This is a genomic window from Bacillus sp. A1 (assembly GCF_042296235.1).
Lineage (GTDB): Bacteria > Bacillota > Bacilli > Bacillales > Bacillaceae > Bacillus > Bacillus velezensis.
This window is the reverse complement of sequence record NZ_CP141181.1, coordinates 3,133,497-3,147,448: the sequence shown is the minus strand read 5'-3', so window position 1 is coordinate 3,147,448 and position 13,952 is coordinate 3,133,497. Positions and strand designations below refer to the sequence as shown.

Here is a 13,952-nt window from a genome sequence, read left to right as displayed (position 1 = left end):
AAAATAAAAAACCAGGCTGTCATACAGCCTGGTTTTATGATTAAAATACTTGTTCTACTTCAACGACACCCGGTACTTCTTCAAGAAGGGCGCGTTCGATTCCGGCTTTCAGCGTAATCGTTGAACTTGGGCAGCTGCCGCATGCGCCAAGGAGGCGAAGCTTTACAATGCCTTCGTCTACATCAACAAGCTCACAGTCACCGCCGTCACGAAGCAGAAACGGACGTAATTTATCCAATACTTCCTGTACTTGCTCTTTCATTTCAACCTCAGTCATGAGATTCGCTCCTTTCATATACATAAAACCATTATATTCACAGTAACGGTAAAAATCTAATGTTTGGTTTGCAAAGCTGCTTTCTCCATTATAGCATATTTAAACTTGAACATAAAAACCGTTTTTTATACAAAAGCTGCCCCGTCCTTTGTATACTGGTGTAAAGGGGATGATATACATGACAAAGCCGGTTACGCTCAGTGTTTACGGCGCTGAAACGCTTTGCGCAAGCTGCGTGAATATGCCGAGCGCCAAAGATACGTTTGAGTGGCTGGAGGCGGCGCTGAAACGGAAATACCCGGAGCAGCCTTTTAACATGCGGTATATTGATATTGACGCACCGCCTCAGCAAAAGGAGACAGAAGAGCTTGCGGAGCGCATCAGAAACGATGAATTTTTCTATCCGCTCGTGCTGGTGGAGGATGTCATTGTGGGGGAAGGGAATCCGCATTTAAAAGATATATATGAAGAGATGGAAAAGCGCGGCTATGTGGCGGGCTCTTAAAAATGGCCGCTGATCGCAATCAGCGGCTTTTTTCTTATCAGCCGTTATGATGCTTGTACATCCATAAAAGGCCTGATTTTAATAAACGGGGCACACGCCCAATGAGCGGACGGTCGTTGACAAGACCGAAGCCCGCTTTTTTTCCGAGTGAACCGAGAACGCCTTTCAGCTTAAATTGCGGCATTGTTTCCGGCAGCTCTTCATTGTTCCAGCGTTTCAGGAGGATCTGCACAATTTGTTCCGCTTGTGCTTCAGCCAGCTGGGCGCTCGGCGCATGCGGCAGGCTCGCGCAATCACCGACGACGTAAACATGCTCATCGCCCGGAAGATTGTGGTGCGGTGTTAAAACGATGCGGCCCTGCGGATCTTTTTCAGCGTCCATTTCTCTGACGGCTTTATTCGGCTGAATTCCCGCCGTCCACACGATGGCATCGGCCGGTATTCCTTCATCATGATTATAAACGATCCCGTCTTCCACTTTTGTAATATTCGCATTATTGATAATGGTGACGCCGTGTTCTTCAAACCATTTCTGAACATACTTGCTGAGTCTTTTCGGAAAGCTTGATAAAATCAGGTCGCCCCGGTCAAATAACATAATCTTCAGATCGTCACGGCTCTCTCTTAATTCACTGGCAAGCTCCACGCCGCTTAATCCCGCTCCGACGATAGCGACAGATGCATTGGCGCCGAGGTTGTTCAGCTTTTGATAGGCTTCGCGTGACTGATCAATGGTCTGAATGCTGTAAGTATGTTCCGGCGCGCCGGGCACGTTATGATACTTATCCTCGCAGCCCAGTCCGATCACCGCGTCATCGTAAGAAATCGGTTCGCGGTCATGAAACAGAACCTGTTTGTTTTTCGTGTCGACGGAAGCCACCTCACCGTATTGAACATCCAGATTCGGATGCTCAGGAAAAGACACCCTGATATGATGATCAGAAATCGTGCCGGCAGCGAGCGCATAATATTCTGTTTTTAAGCAGTGATACGGGTTTCTGTCAATCAGCGTGATGGATATATCTGACGGAAGCTGGTTCGGCAGTAAGCGGTGCAGCACCCGCATGTTTCCGTAACCCCCGCCGATCAAGACCAATTTTTTCATAATGATTCCCCTTTTGCCCGAAAAATATGGTAGTCAATGTTGTTACAAAATAACGAACTATGTAAAATAACATCTAGAATTATATCGAATTTGATCTAAAACCACAATAATAGTTTTAAAATAACCTACAAATTGACCAGAAAACACGTAATAGTAAAACCTTAACTTGAATTAATATGTTACGATAACATTGAGCGTGAAAGCGGATCTTTGACGAATAGAGGAAATTCCGTTAGGATAAGGTACATATGTGAGGTGAAACCGCATGAATCCGATGATTGAATTCTGTGTCAGCAATTTAGCGCGCGGTTCCCAGGAAGCACTTGAGATCTTAGAGAAGGATCCGAACTTGGACGTGCTTGAATACGGCTGTTTAAGCTATTGCGGAAAATGCATGGAGTCCCTGTTCGCCCTGGTTAACGGCGAAGTGGTCACGGGAGGCACACCTGCTGAACTGGTTGACAACATATATACATTCATAGAAGAAAATCCGATGTTTTAATCAGAGGCTCCGAACGGGGTCTCTTTTTTATTGCGCCCCGGGTTTTGGCAAAATAAAAAATTTGTAGACAGCAAAAATAAATATTGTTATCTTAATAAAGACTTTTTTTAAATAAAATTTTAGAGGTGGATTCATTGAATATCGTTTGGGGGCTGCTCGGGGCAGTTGCTATATTAGCCATTGCTTTTTTGTTATCAGAGAAGAAAAGCAAAATTAACCTGCGAACCGTTATTGTCGGTTTATGTTTACAAATGGCCTTCGGATTCATCGTATTAAAGTGGGACGCCGGCCGGGCCGTATTTTTATGGTTCTCAAGCCGTGTGCAGCTTCTCATTGATTATGCGAACGAAGGCATCAGCTTTATTTTTGGCCCGCTGTTAAAAGTGGGCAGCAGCCCAGCTTTTGCGCTGAGCGTTCTGCCGGTCATTATCTTTTTCTCAGCGCTGATTGCCGTTTTGTATCACTTGAAAATCATGCAGCTCATCTTTCGCGTCATCGGAGGCGGACTGTCAAAACTTCTTGGGACAAGCAGAACGGAATCGCTTGCGGCGGCTGCGAATATTTTTGTCGGACAGTCTGAATCACCGCTTGCCATTAAACCGCTGATTGCGGGATTGACCCGTTCCGAGCTGTTTACGATTATGACGAGCGGCCTTTCGGCTGTAGCGGGTTCGACGCTTTTCGGTTACGCCCTGTTAGGCATTCCGATCGAATACCTGCTGGCGGCCAGCTTTATGGCGGCTCCCGCCGGTCTCGTGTTCGGAAAAATGTTAATACCTGAAACGGAAAAAACGCAGACGATAAAAGGCGATTTTAATATGGACGAAGAAGGCGAGGGCGCCGCTAATGTGATTGATGCAGCGGCAAAAGGCGCGTCAACGGGTCTGCAGATTGCTCTAAATGTCGGCGCCATGCTGCTTGCGTTTGTCGCGCTCATCGCCGTAGTGAACGGAATTCTCGGCGGAATCGGCGGCTGGTTCGGTTTCAAACATATTACATTGGAATCCATTCTCGGTTACGTGTTTTCACCGATCGCATTTGTAATCGGCGTTCCTTGGCATGAAGCGCTCGGAGCGGGAAGCTATATCGGACAGAAACTTGTTCTGAATGAGTTTGTCGCTTATTCAAACTTCGGTCCGCATATTGCGGACTTTTCTAAAAAAACGTCTACGATTATCAGCTTTGCGCTGTGCGGATTTGCCAACTTCTCTTCGATTGCGATTATGCTCGGCACACTGGGCGGATTGGCCCCAAGCCGCCGTTCGGACATTGCGCGCCTCGGATTAAGAGCGGTTATTGCGGGAACACTCGCAAACCTTCTCAGCGCGGCGATTGCCGGCATGTTTATTTAGTAAACGATAAAAGCTCCCTGCATATGCAGGGAGCTTTTATGTATGAAAAACGGGGGATATTTGTATTGTGTCCGAGCAGAAGAGCTTTTATACTAAGTAAAAGAAAAAAAGTTGGAGGCCGATATGAATTCATTCCGTTTTACCAAGATGCACGGTCTTGGAAACAGTTATATATATGTAAATCAATTTGAAGAACAGCTGCCGGAAGAACGGCTGGCTGAGATTGCCGTTAAAGTGTCCAGCATTCACACGGGCATCGGCTCTGACGGAATGATCCTCATCTGTCCGTCAGAAAAAGCGCCCGTCAAAATGCGGATTTTTAATAATGACGGCTCAGAAGGGAAAAATTGCGGCAACGGCCTTCGCTGTGTGGCAAAGTACGCATACGAACATAAGCTGACAGAAGAAACGTCCTTTTTCATTGAGACGCTTTCAGGTCTTGTGAAAGCAGACATTACAGAGGACAACGGGATTGTGCGTGAAGTCGCCGTCGATATGGGCGAACCGCGCCTCACCAAAAAAGAGCTGCCGATGCTCGGCAATGAAGATGAACGGACGATCGATGAAACCTTTGTTTTTGGAGAAACGGAGCTTTCCGGAACAGCCGTATCAATGGGAAACCCCCATATTGTTTTTCCGGTTGCGGATATCAATCAAGCGCCTCTTACAACGCTCGGTCCCGTCATTGAAAAAGACCCGAGATTTCCGGAAGGCGTCAATGTCGAATTTGTGGAAACCGTCAGCGCCGATGAACTTCATTTCCGCGTATGGGAACGCGGCTCCGGCATTACACAGGCTTGCGGAACAGGCGCCTGTGCGGCGGCTGTCGCATCCGTATTGAACGGTGTTTCCGAACGAAACCGGGATATCACCGTTCATTTAGCGGGAGGCGACCTTGTGATTAATTGGCAGGACAACGGGCACGTGCTGATGACGGGACCCGCCGAAACCGTATGCAGCGGCGTCTTTTATTTGTAAACAGCTCGTTTGAGAAATACTCTCCTCAAGGTTTATAATAGATATCAGCATTGTTTTTAAAAAAGGAGGTCTACCTATGAGTGTTCCAGTAACCATCACTGAAGCAGCGGCTTTGCATATAAAAGATATGATGAAAGAGCATGAAGAAGAAAACGCGTTCCTTCGTGTGGGCGTAAAAGGCGGCGGCTGCAGCGGCCTGTCTTACGGGATGGGATTTGAGCATGAAAAAGGCGAAAAAGACAGCATGTTTGAACAGCACGGAATCACCGTCTTGGTCGACAGCGAAAGCCTCGATATCATGACCGGCACGATCATTGACTTCAAACAGTCCATGATGGGCGGCGGTTTCACCATTGACAACCCGAACGCCATCGCTTCCTGCGGCTGCGGTTCATCTTTCCGCACGGCCAAAAACGCCGGTACGCCGGAAGAGTGCTAAGGGTCAACCCGCCATTCTTAGGATGAAAAAATAAGACGTCTTTCTTTTCGATGGCGCTTGCACCATTGTTAAGAAAGGCGTTTATCTGTTTAATAAAAATAAAACCCGCTCAACAGAAGCGGGTTTTGCTTTTTTAAAGATGTTATTCAATTGTATGTTTCATTGCATTGTACATATTTGCCGTATGTTCATCGGCTTTATCCCGTGACATGCGCAGCCGTTCCGCTGAAGAACCATATCCGATTTCTTGTTTGCCCTCTTTCAGTCCTTTAAAAATCCCATCAGCGAATTCATCCAGCGGTTCTCCTTGAGTATGCAGCCCTGCTCCGCCTAAATCTGTATTCACCGCCGGAGGCGCAACTTCAATCACTTCTACAGATGAATCAGAAAGCTGATGTCTCAGACTCATTGTAAATGAATGAAGCGCCGCTTTCGTTGCTGAATAGATCGGTGCAATAGCAAGCGGTGTAAAAGCCAATCCCGAAGAGACGTTAATGACAGCCGCATCTTTTTTTCCGGCAAAAAACGGAGCGAACAGCATAGACAGGTGGAAGGGAGCTTCAATGTTCGTTGTGATTTCTTTATTGAAATAGTCCCAATTGTCCTTCGCATCCGCTTTCAGCACGTGAAAACGTTGTTGAATCCCCGCGTTGTTTACTAACACATTCACTTCCGGATAATTTTCTTTCACCCAATCAAACAGTGATATACGTTCAGATGGAATGCTCAAATCACTGACATATGTAATAAGATCCGGGAATGTTTCCTTTGCTTTTTGAAGAGCGTGCTCACGCCGTCCGGTCACAATGACTTTATTTCCCGCTTTTAAAAATTTGTTCTGCGAAAGCCAATCCTATTCCGGCATTTCCGCCTGTAATCAGTATTGTATTTCCCGTCAGTTTCATATTAACTCCTCTTTTCCGATTGTTTCATACTTCTTAGATAACATTTCAGCTTTGATCCAATCAATATATTCATCCCGCAAATAGGCATGAAATAAGACAGCAGTGATTCTGTAAAATTGATTTTTAGATCATCGGGAAACCCGCCAAAACTATTCTTTCCTCGTCACAATATGATGATACGGCTTAAAGCACGGTTTAAGTCAACAAAAGAACCTTGTGATTCCGTTTCGGTTACTCACATCAGACATAGGTCACGAAAGGAAAGGTGAATGTAAAGTCTTGGAATTTTATTGATGCAATAAAGCGTACCGTATCACATGGGTGAGAGGCAATTAAAAAACCAAAACAAAAGGACGGCGATACATGTGCAGGAAGGAAACAGCGTTGATATCAGGCCGCTCAGCCTGAATGATGCAGAGCAGGAACTGGTTTTGCAGACGGAAAACCGCATGTTTTTTGAACGGTTTGCCATGTCGAGACAAGAGGATTTTTATACGCTGGAAGGCCGGAAAAAACGAATTGAACAATCACTGAAGAATGCGGAAAATGACACAGAATACAGCTTCGGCATTTTTCTTCAGGATCAGACCCTGATTGGCACGATCAGCCTTTTTCAGGTGGTTCGGGGTTCCCTCCAAAGCGCTTTTATCGGTTATTTTTTAGATGGCAAACATAACGGGAAAGGCTATGCGACGAAGGCTGTCAAGCTGGCAGTCGATTATGCATTCAATGAGCTGAAACTGCATCGGATAGAAGCCGGAGTCATGCCGCACAATAAGGCGTCAATCCGGGTGCTCGAAAAAGCTGGCTTTCATAAAGAAGGCATTGCGAGAAAAAATGTAAAAATAAATGGAAAATGGGAAGATCATCAGGTGCTGGCGATCATACATCCGGAGGATACATGACGATATCCTCCTTTTTTATATCCTTCGTCTCTTTCGACAGGTTCTTCCTAAAACTTCAAATCAATTGTTTGAATCATACTATTTGCAAATTCAAAAAAAAATAAAGGGTATATAGAACTGAAAACTCTGAAAGATGTGCTCATTGTCAACACGTTCTAAAGTCATATTTTTCGAAAGGATATTGATTTTTTGATAGGATTAAACTAAATTGTAAAAGTATAGAATAGTTAATTTATTTTGTAAGAAAAGGATGATAATATGATAGGTCAATTGAGCAATAAAAAAATATTTTTAAGTTCTTTTTTCATCATTTTGATCTGTTCATTACTCTTCCAATTCAGTATTTCAGATAAAGTTCTGCAGTCGTATTATTCTTCCGTCGGAGAAAGTACCTACGATATCGGGGAGAAAAGTGTTCGTACGATTGTCATGTTTCTGCAAGGATTTATGATCTTCACAACTTTTGTGGAAATTCTGATAGGCGGATTTCTGTTATTCGTTGCCGCTTTTATTCTCGGCACAAAGAAACCGAAAAAAAATTATTTGCTTCTATATACGCTGACTTCTTTAATCTCGGCATTTAAAATGTTGATTCTTTCAGTTGTTAACTACTTAACGGCTGATTCCTCGCTTATATATTCTGCCGGCGGCACCAGCTTGAGTCTGCAGCTGCTGGACCCATTTCTGCTCATATCAATCGCGGCTCTTTATGCTGCCGCAGGAAAACTGACCGATCTCAGTAAAGGCAAGAGAATCATTTTGACTGGATGTTTTGTTTTACTAAAACTCTTTACTATTTTTTTAAACTATTTTATGGCGGATAAAATTTAGCTCGGGAGAGAGTCAATTAAGCTGAATTTTATTATAAATTAAAAAAACAGAGTAGGGAGATGTTATGATGAACTTAGTAAAATCTAATAAAAAGTCTTTCATTTTGTTTGGCGCGGCTCTTGCTGCAGCAACATTGGTTTATGCACTATTATTAACGGGAACTGAATTAAACGTGGCGGCGGCTCATGCATTCTCAGCCAATGCTGAATTAGCTTCTACTCTCGGCATCTCTACAGCAGCAGCTAAAAAAGCAATTGATATTATTGATGCGGCATCAACAATTGCTTCTATCATTTCTCTTATCGGTATCGTTACAGGCGCAGGCGCGATTTCTTATGCAATCGTTGCAACAGCAAAAACAATGATTAAGAAATACGGCAAAAAATACGCAGCTGCTTGGTAAAATCGATCAATAAATAATTGCTCTTTTTGTACAAGCTGCAAAAAGAGCCTCTCTCCCAAATACATATGTAAGGATTGAAAGTATGATAGTCAAACAAATTGCGGCTCTTATCAAATATAATACCCTGTCATCGTTTCGAAAAAGAAAGGAAGATTGGGGCATTCCTCAACTCAACAGCAAACTGCTGTCTGCCATTATTATTTCTCTGTTATGTTTATATCTCGTTTTCCTTGGATGCGGTGTTGTATTCGGGACAAAACTGATTCAGCTGCCCCTCAGCGCATGGGGGCAATTTGTTTTAATCGCCGTTTCACTTGAGCAGCTTTTTTGGGCTGCCGGCTTCTTTAAAGAACATCACAATGCCTTTCTGCTGGATACGCGTAAGGTCATTCATCAATTAAAAAAGGTGCGTTTTTTACAGCTGTTTTCTGTTTTTGCCGGCCAGGCGATCAAAAAAACCATTTTCGTATGGTATCTTTTTGTTTTTCCGGTCTTTTTGTTTTTATCAAGCGCAGGCATGACCGGGTCTGCGGCGATCATCGTATTTTTCTTGGGCTTCGTTTATTTTCTTCTCAATTTATTTTTATCTATGCTGTTTTCTTATGTTGTTTATCTCCTTACAAATATGTGGAGCAAATTGTTTTACTTGAAAATCCTGAAAGGCATTTTATTCAGCGTCAGCCTGCTGGTTCCGCTTGCAGTCGGGTATGCCGTTTATCTTCTCGTGTTTGGGGAGTATACCGCAAAGGATATTTCTAGCTTTACGGAGTCACCGGCTTTCCGGAACATCCTCATGAATACGCCGTATGTATGGTTAGCATTCCGCTCACATTCCGTGCTCGTTTTCGCTGCGGTGTTTGCGGCCGCCGTCCTTTTAACGGCGGGAATGTTTAAACTGTGGTCGGCCACCCTGAAGAAAATGGACCTTATTCCTTATATGTTTTTGACAAACGCAGATTTTGCGCCAAAGCTGAAATTATATAGAAATAACAAAATATTTCATGCCGTTTTTCAAAAGGACCTCCTGTTCTTATCGAGAATTGACGGGTTTTTTATCAGGAACTTCGGCAGTATGCTGTATTTGTTCATGCTGTTTTTAGGTTTTTGTATTCCGCTTTTATCGCATCACTTTATCGGGTATTCGGCAGCCGCCATCGTGTCTGCGGCGGTTATCATTGCGAACTTTTCGTATCAGCTCGTCGGAGATGCGCTCAAAACAGTATTATCAGTGGACGGGGAAATAAAAAATCAGCATTTGTTTCACCGGAATATCAAACATGCGTGGCAGCTGGTGTTTCCGAAAGTATGTATTTATAATCTCGCCGCTCTTATCTATTCGTTCATCATCACCATTTTGATTACGGTGTTTTTTCCGTCTTCTGCGGCGCTGACGATTTACTTGTTTATTGTGTTTTTATGTTCGGGTTTTTTATACAGTCTTGTCCAGATTTCAAGCACCGCCCTGTATCCTAAGAAAAACTGGGAGCATCTGTACGAAATTGGAGAAGCGGGGAAAGCAAAGACGTATAACAACTTATACAGTTCTTTCATTTTCATTGTGTCGCTTCAAATCGCTGCGATCACATCGTATTTTATCTATAAAAAGCCGGAACTTGAAACGATGCTTATTCATTCTGCATCAGGTATTTTTGTCCTGTTCACACTATTAAACTATGGAGTCATGTTTCTGTTTCTTCGCAGAATCAATATGGCGGAAAGGTTTGCGAACAATGATTAAATTAGTGAATATACAAAAAAACTATAGTGAAAAACAGGTGTTGAAAGATATTTCGTTTGAGGTGAAAAAAGGCTCAATTTATGCTTTGCTGGGGACTAATGGAGTCGGGAAAACAACGACTTTGAAAATCATTTCGGGCCTGCTTAAACCGACTTCAGGCCGCGTCATGATTGACGGCAAGGAACTGGATTCAGAAGAGGGGGGGCAACTATCGGCTGATATCGGTTTTGTGCCCGACCATGCTTTTTTATATGATTACTTAACGGGAGTCGAATACTTGCGTTTTACAGCGGAGATGTTTCAAGTGCCGTCTCAGCGGACAAATGATTATATAAAGAATATGTTAGAGACGCTGAAGCTTGCTCAAGACGGAAATCAGCTGATTAAAACATATTCACACGGAATGAAACAAAAATTATCAATTGCGGCCGCGCTCATTCATCAGCCAAAGATATTAATTCTTGACGAGCCGCTGACGGGCATTGATTTAATCAGCGGTAAAACGATACGGACGTTATTAAAGGAGTACGTCAAGCAGGGAAATACGGTCCTGTTATCGACTCACCTGCTGGAGCTGGCACATTCGCTGTGCGATACGATCGGTATTATACATGAGGGCGTTTTTGCGGCGGAGTATCAGTCATCCGAGCATTCATTAGAAGAGATTGAAGAATTGGCTGAGAGTATCTATACATGATGAACCGCATGTTGCCGGCAATCAGGACGTCTGTCATTCCGTTAACCGCGTCATTGCTGTTTTTTTCAGGCGGTGTGATCGCTGCGTTTTTTTCCGATCACTTTGTTTCATCAGCGTCTTACAACGGCTCGTCAGGCGCGGTTGAACTGCTGAAAAACAATGCAATCGCTTGTCTGTTTTTAGCCGCGGGTTTTTTTACCTTTGGATTGACCTCAATCTTTTATTTATTCACCAACGGGTTTATTTTAAGCGGCTCTATTATAGAAAATGTGCATAGCGGGGTTCCTTTTTATCAGATTTTTTTACTGCTAATTCCTCATGGTATATTTGAAGTTCCCGCGTTATTATTAAGTGGCGCCATTGGTTTTAAGGGCGTTGAATTGGTCATCAGGCTGTGTTTTTCTAAGGAAAAAAAGATAATGGCTTCAATGTTCAGGCATATTGGAATATTGGTGCTCATAATTATTTGTCTGCTGATCGCCGCTGCCATTATTGAAGCTTACATCACACCAATTTTTAAGTAAAAGGGGCAGAAATCATATGAGAAGTAAATTATCATTAATCGGTGTGCCGATTGTTATGATTATCGGTTATATCATTTCTTTATCCTTTGAGTGGCTGTTTCCTGTTCTTACTTTTGGGGTGGCAGGACTATATCTCTTTATATTTGCTCCGGTGCAAAATAAATTCATTCGTTACATCTTTTTGTTTATTTTTGTGATTAATCTGTTAGCCAGTGCGGCTCTTTATTTCGGTATTTAATAAAAAAATGACATTCATATTGAATGTCATTTTTTTATCTTTTTTGCGGCTCTGCTGCGTGTTAAAATCTGTCGCCGTTGAAAATAGAGTTTTTTACGATCACGTAGTCGACATTGCGGATGGCTTCGAGTGTATTGCCGCCGGCGTAAGAGATGGAAGATTGCAGATCCTGCTCCATTTCAACCAGCGTGTCCTGTAAAGACCCTTTATGTTCGACATGCATTTTTTTGCCTTCGACGTTTTTCTTTTCGCCTTTTTGAAATTCAGAAGCGGAGCCGAAATATTCTTTGTAAAGCTTTCCATCGATTTCGATCGTTTGTCCCGGTGATTCTTCGTGGCCGGCGAATAATGATCCGATCATGACCATAGATGCGCCGAAACGGATGGATTTCGCGATATCGCCGTGCGTGCGGATACCGCCGTCAGCAATGATCGGTTTGCTCGCCGCTTTTGCGCACCAGCGAAGCGCGGCTAATTGCCACCCGCCGGTTCCGAAGCCGGTTTTAATTTTGGTGATGCAGACTTTCCCGGGGCCGATTCCCACTTTTGTCGCGTCAGCGCCCGCGCGTTCCAGCTCCCTTACAGCTTCAGGCGTCCCGACATTCCCTGCGATGACAAAGCTTTCCGGGACATGTTCTTTAATAAATTGAATCATGCTGATCACGGCATTGGAATGGCCGTGTGCGATATCAATGGTAATATAATCCGGCACAAGCTCCTGTGCTTTCAGCTCCCGGATGAATTCATAATCATTTTCCTTCACGCCGACACTGATGGAAGAAATCAGTCCGCGCGCTTTCATATCCCGGACAAAAGTCAGGCGTTTTTCCGGCTCGAAGCGGTGCATGATATAAAAATACCCGTTTTCCGCGAGCCAGGCCGCGATGTTTTCATCTATAATCGTCTGCATGTTGGCCGGTACGACCGGAAGTTTAAACGTGTGTCCGCCCAACGTAACTGATGTATCACATTCAGATCGGCTTTCAACAATGCATTTTGCAGGAATCAGCTGAATATCTTCGTAATCAAATACATTTTCCATATATAACACCCCTAAAAGCGAATAATAGAATTAAATAAAATTAAAATGTTCGTCTTTTTATAATGTACTTTGTTTTGTCAGGAATGTCAAATGATTTCATGCCGCCTCATAAACGGTCAGCTTGTCATCCATTTGCAGTTTGGTTATCATAGTAGTATTGGGTGTTGTAAGACATTTGTTACGATAGATAGATTTGCAGAAGAAGGGAGGGGCCGGTGTGGAACAAAAACAGCCCGGGCACAGCCCGAAAGCCCAGAAAATTCAGGACCGGATTATTTTAGGCACGATTTGGGTCGTGTCGGCGCTTGTCATTGCGCTTGTTGTCGGAACCGTCATGAATTATATTTGGATGTTTAAATAAAAAAGAGTCTGTGCCGGTATGACACAGACTCTTTTTTATATTATTTTTCAAACATGCTTGTAGAATGCAGAGGCTGGACGCGCGCTTTCGGGTCCATGTAAGCCTTCGCGTTGTTCACGGCTGTCGGAGCTTCGCCGAAACCGCTGGCGATCAGCTTGACCTTGCCTTCATATGTGCAGATATCTCCGGCGGCAAAGAAGCCTTCGATATTCGTTTCCATTGTGCTTTTGACGACGATGGAATTTTTCTCGATTTCAAGGCCCCAGTTTTTAATCGGGCCGAGAGAAGAAACAAAGCCGTAGTTTACGATCAGGTCATCAATTTCAATGATTTCTTTACGGTCGCCTTTCACTTCTTCGAGAACGAGCTGTTCGATCCGGTCTTCACCGACAAGTTCAGCGGGAACAAACGGTGTCAGCACGTTGACTTTAGAATTATGCAGGTTTTCGACACTGTGCTCATGCGCGCGGAATTTATCACGGCGGTGGATGATGCTGACTTCTTTCGCGATCGGCTCAAGCATGAGCGCCCAGTCCACCGCGGAATCGCCGCCGCCCAGAACGGCAACGCGTCTGCCTGCGAATTGATTGAGGTCGTCAATGAAGTAATGCAGGTTTTTGCCCTCATATTGTTCCGCTGATTCCAGCTCAAGCTTTCTCGGCTTAAATGCGCCGTTTCCCGCGGTGATAATAACCGTTTTTGAATAATGCGTTTCTGAATTCGTGACAAGCTTAAACACACCGTCCGCCTGTTTTTCAACAGATTCAACGGCCTGCTCTAAGCAGATGGTCTGATCGAACTTTGCCATTTGCTCTTTTAAGTTGTTCACAAGTTCTTGGGCGCGGATTTTCGGGAATCCGGCTACATCATAAATATATTTTTCAGGGTACAGCGCGCTGAGCTGGCCGCCAAGCTGAGGCAGGCTCTCGATGATTTTGACGCTCGCCTGTCTCATTCCCCCGTAAAAAGCGGTAAACAGGCCGACCGGGCCGCCGCCGATGACCGTAATATCATAAACCTTTGAATCCTCTTGCATACCAAATTGCCTCCTAATTGAAAATTGTTATTAATTATAACATACAATTTAAAAGGATGACGAGTGCCGAAAACCGCCCGGCCGCTTCATTCTTGAAAAAAATTGCGGCCGCCG

General features: G+C 44.0%; 17 protein-coding genes and 1 pseudogene. 13 read left to right on the top strand and 5 right to left on the bottom strand.

Features of this window, described 5'->3' with window-relative positions; genetic code table 11:
* Nucleotides 1-40: 40 nt before the first annotated feature.
* On the bottom strand, nucleotides 41-376 hold the full coding sequence (locus U2H13_RS15495; protein ID WP_169510385.1) for a NifU family protein: 336 nt from the start codon (nucleotides 374-376) through the stop codon (nucleotides 41-43).
* A gap of 79 nt (nucleotides 377-455) precedes the next feature.
* On the opposite strand from U2H13_RS15495, the gene U2H13_RS15490 reads away from it, so the two are divergent.
* The gene (locus tag U2H13_RS15490; RefSeq protein WP_017419453.1) at nucleotides 456-782 is read left to right on the top strand and encodes a YuzD family protein; all 327 of its coding nucleotides are present in this window, start codon (nucleotides 456-458) and stop codon (nucleotides 780-782) included.
* 37 nt (nucleotides 783-819) lie between these two features.
* Here U2H13_RS15490 and U2H13_RS15485 read toward each other — a convergent pair whose 3' ends face one another.
* Nucleotides 820-1,887: an NAD(P)/FAD-dependent oxidoreductase gene (locus tag U2H13_RS15485; protein WP_014418791.1), complete on the bottom strand. Its 1,068-nt coding sequence runs from the start codon at nucleotides 1,885-1,887 to the stop codon at nucleotides 820-822.
* A 265-nt stretch (nucleotides 1,888-2,152) separates the two neighbouring features.
* On the opposite strand from U2H13_RS15485, the gene U2H13_RS15480 reads away from it, so the two are divergent.
* The 4 genes from U2H13_RS15480 (at nucleotide 2,153) to U2H13_RS15465 (ending at nucleotide 5,158) form a co-directional block, all read left to right on the top strand.
* A complete protein-coding gene (locus U2H13_RS15480) occupies nucleotides 2,153-2,389 on the top strand; it encodes a YuzB family protein (RefSeq protein WP_007408721.1) in 237 nt (78 codons plus the stop codon).
* Between the two features lie 134 nt (nucleotides 2,390-2,523).
* A complete protein-coding gene (locus U2H13_RS15475) occupies nucleotides 2,524-3,741 on the top strand; it encodes a NupC/NupG family nucleoside CNT transporter (RefSeq protein ID WP_024085753.1) in 1,218 nt (405 codons plus the stop codon).
* A 123-nt stretch (nucleotides 3,742-3,864) separates the two neighbouring features.
* A complete protein-coding gene (gene dapF / locus U2H13_RS15470; protein ID WP_014418790.1) occupies nucleotides 3,865-4,719 on the top strand; it encodes a diaminopimelate epimerase in 855 nt (284 codons plus the stop codon).
* Nucleotides 4,720-4,795: 76 nt separating this feature from the next.
* Nucleotides 4,796-5,158, top strand: coding sequence for an iron-sulfur cluster assembly accessory protein (locus U2H13_RS15465; protein WP_003151967.1), 363 nt, complete (start codon nucleotides 4,796-4,798; stop codon nucleotides 5,156-5,158).
* A gap of 142 nt (nucleotides 5,159-5,300) precedes the next feature.
* Here U2H13_RS15465 and U2H13_RS15460 read toward each other — a convergent pair.
* A pseudogene (locus tag U2H13_RS15460) lies at nucleotides 5,301-6,063 on the bottom strand (SDR family oxidoreductase).
* A gap of 317 nt (nucleotides 6,064-6,380) precedes the next feature.
* On the opposite strand from U2H13_RS15460, the gene U2H13_RS15455 reads away from it, so the two are divergent.
* The 7 genes from U2H13_RS15455 (at nucleotide 6,381) to U2H13_RS15425 (ending at nucleotide 11,399) form a co-directional block, all read left to right on the top strand.
* Nucleotides 6,381-6,968: a GNAT family N-acetyltransferase gene (locus U2H13_RS15455; RefSeq protein WP_052018772.1), complete on the top strand. Its 588-nt coding sequence runs from the start codon at nucleotides 6,381-6,383 to the stop codon at nucleotides 6,966-6,968.
* A 258-nt stretch (nucleotides 6,969-7,226) separates the two neighbouring features.
* Nucleotides 7,227-7,799 (top strand): hypothetical protein, encoded by a 573-nt coding sequence (locus U2H13_RS15450; protein WP_021495383.1) that lies wholly within the window; start codon nucleotides 7,227-7,229, stop codon nucleotides 7,797-7,799.
* Between the two features lie 67 nt (nucleotides 7,800-7,866).
* Complete coding sequence (locus tag U2H13_RS15445) at nucleotides 7,867-8,202, top strand: uberolysin/carnocyclin family circular bacteriocin (protein ID WP_003151973.1); 336 nt, start codon at nucleotides 7,867-7,869, stop codon at nucleotides 8,200-8,202.
* Between the two features lie 82 nt (nucleotides 8,203-8,284).
* Nucleotides 8,285-9,940: a hypothetical protein gene (locus U2H13_RS15440; RefSeq protein WP_276351346.1), complete on the top strand. Its 1,656-nt coding sequence runs from the start codon at nucleotides 8,285-8,287 to the stop codon at nucleotides 9,938-9,940.
* Nucleotides 9,933-10,637, top strand: a complete 705-nt coding sequence (locus U2H13_RS15435) for an ABC transporter ATP-binding protein (RefSeq protein WP_017419446.1) — start codon at nucleotides 9,933-9,935, stop codon at nucleotides 10,635-10,637. The genes U2H13_RS15440 and U2H13_RS15435 overlap by 8 nt, the downstream gene beginning before the upstream one ends.
* Nucleotides 10,634-11,161, top strand: coding sequence for a stage II sporulation protein M (locus U2H13_RS15430; protein WP_072176766.1), 528 nt, complete (start codon nucleotides 10,634-10,636; stop codon nucleotides 11,159-11,161). Before U2H13_RS15435 ends, U2H13_RS15430 begins: the two co-directional genes overlap by 4 nt.
* Before the next feature lie 16 nt (nucleotides 11,162-11,177).
* Nucleotides 11,178-11,399: a DUF5970 family protein gene (locus U2H13_RS15425; protein WP_003151978.1), complete on the top strand. Its 222-nt coding sequence runs from the start codon at nucleotides 11,178-11,180 to the stop codon at nucleotides 11,397-11,399.
* 61 nt (nucleotides 11,400-11,460) lie between these two features.
* Here U2H13_RS15425 and guaC read toward each other — a convergent pair whose 3' ends face one another.
* Nucleotides 11,461-12,441, bottom strand: a complete 981-nt coding sequence (guaC, locus tag U2H13_RS15420; RefSeq protein ID WP_103526649.1) for a GMP reductase — start codon at nucleotides 12,439-12,441, stop codon at nucleotides 11,461-11,463.
* 217 nt (nucleotides 12,442-12,658) lie between these two features.
* On the opposite strand from guaC, the gene U2H13_RS15415 reads away from it, so the two are divergent.
* Entirely contained in the window at nucleotides 12,659-12,802 is a 144-nt protein-coding gene (locus U2H13_RS15415) for a hypothetical protein (protein WP_003151982.1), read from the top strand.
* A gap of 40 nt (nucleotides 12,803-12,842) precedes the next feature.
* On the opposite strand, the gene yumC is transcribed toward U2H13_RS15415, so the two are convergent.
* Nucleotides 12,843-13,838 (bottom strand): ferredoxin--NADP reductase 2, encoded by a 996-nt coding sequence (gene yumC / locus U2H13_RS15410; protein ID WP_007613496.1) that lies wholly within the window; start codon nucleotides 13,836-13,838, stop codon nucleotides 12,843-12,845.
* Nucleotides 13,839-13,952 lie beyond the last annotated feature (114 nt).

What these genes read in the sequence shown, in the direction of transcription:
- U2H13_RS15490 (WP_017419453.1), top strand. Translation starts at nt 456, where the DNA reads ATGACAAAGCCGGTTACGCTCAGTGTTTACGGCGCTGAAACGCTTTGC.
- U2H13_RS15485 (WP_014418791.1), bottom strand. Translation starts at nt 1,887, where the DNA reads ATGAAAAAATTGGTCTTGATCGGCGGGGGTTACGGAAACATGCGGGTG.
- U2H13_RS15480 (WP_007408721.1), top strand. Translation starts at nt 2,153, where the DNA reads ATGAATCCGATGATTGAATTCTGTGTCAGCAATTTAGCGCGCGGTTCC.
- dapF (WP_014418790.1), top strand. Translation starts at nt 3,865, where the DNA reads ATGAATTCATTCCGTTTTACCAAGATGCACGGTCTTGGAAACAGTTAT.
- U2H13_RS15465 (WP_003151967.1), top strand. Translation starts at nt 4,796, where the DNA reads ATGAGTGTTCCAGTAACCATCACTGAAGCAGCGGCTTTGCATATAAAA.
- U2H13_RS15455 (WP_052018772.1), top strand. Translation starts at nt 6,381, where the DNA reads ATGGGTGAGAGGCAATTAAAAAACCAAAACAAAAGGACGGCGATACAT.
- U2H13_RS15450 (WP_021495383.1), top strand. Translation starts at nt 7,227, where the DNA reads ATGATAGGTCAATTGAGCAATAAAAAAATATTTTTAAGTTCTTTTTTC.
- U2H13_RS15445 (WP_003151973.1), top strand. Translation starts at nt 7,867, where the DNA reads ATGAACTTAGTAAAATCTAATAAAAAGTCTTTCATTTTGTTTGGCGCG.
- U2H13_RS15440 (WP_276351346.1), top strand. Translation starts at nt 8,285, where the DNA reads ATGATAGTCAAACAAATTGCGGCTCTTATCAAATATAATACCCTGTCA.
- U2H13_RS15435 (WP_017419446.1), top strand. Translation starts at nt 9,933, where the DNA reads ATGATTAAATTAGTGAATATACAAAAAAACTATAGTGAAAAACAGGTG.
- U2H13_RS15430 (WP_072176766.1), top strand. Translation starts at nt 10,634, where the DNA reads ATGATGAACCGCATGTTGCCGGCAATCAGGACGTCTGTCATTCCGTTA.
- U2H13_RS15425 (WP_003151978.1), top strand. Translation starts at nt 11,178, where the DNA reads ATGAGAAGTAAATTATCATTAATCGGTGTGCCGATTGTTATGATTATC.
- guaC (WP_103526649.1), bottom strand. Translation starts at nt 12,441, where the DNA reads ATGGAAAATGTATTTGATTACGAAGATATTCAGCTGATTCCTGCAAAA.
- yumC (WP_007613496.1), bottom strand. Translation starts at nt 13,838, where the DNA reads ATGCAAGAGGATTCAAAGGTTTATGATATTACGGTCATCGGCGGCGGC.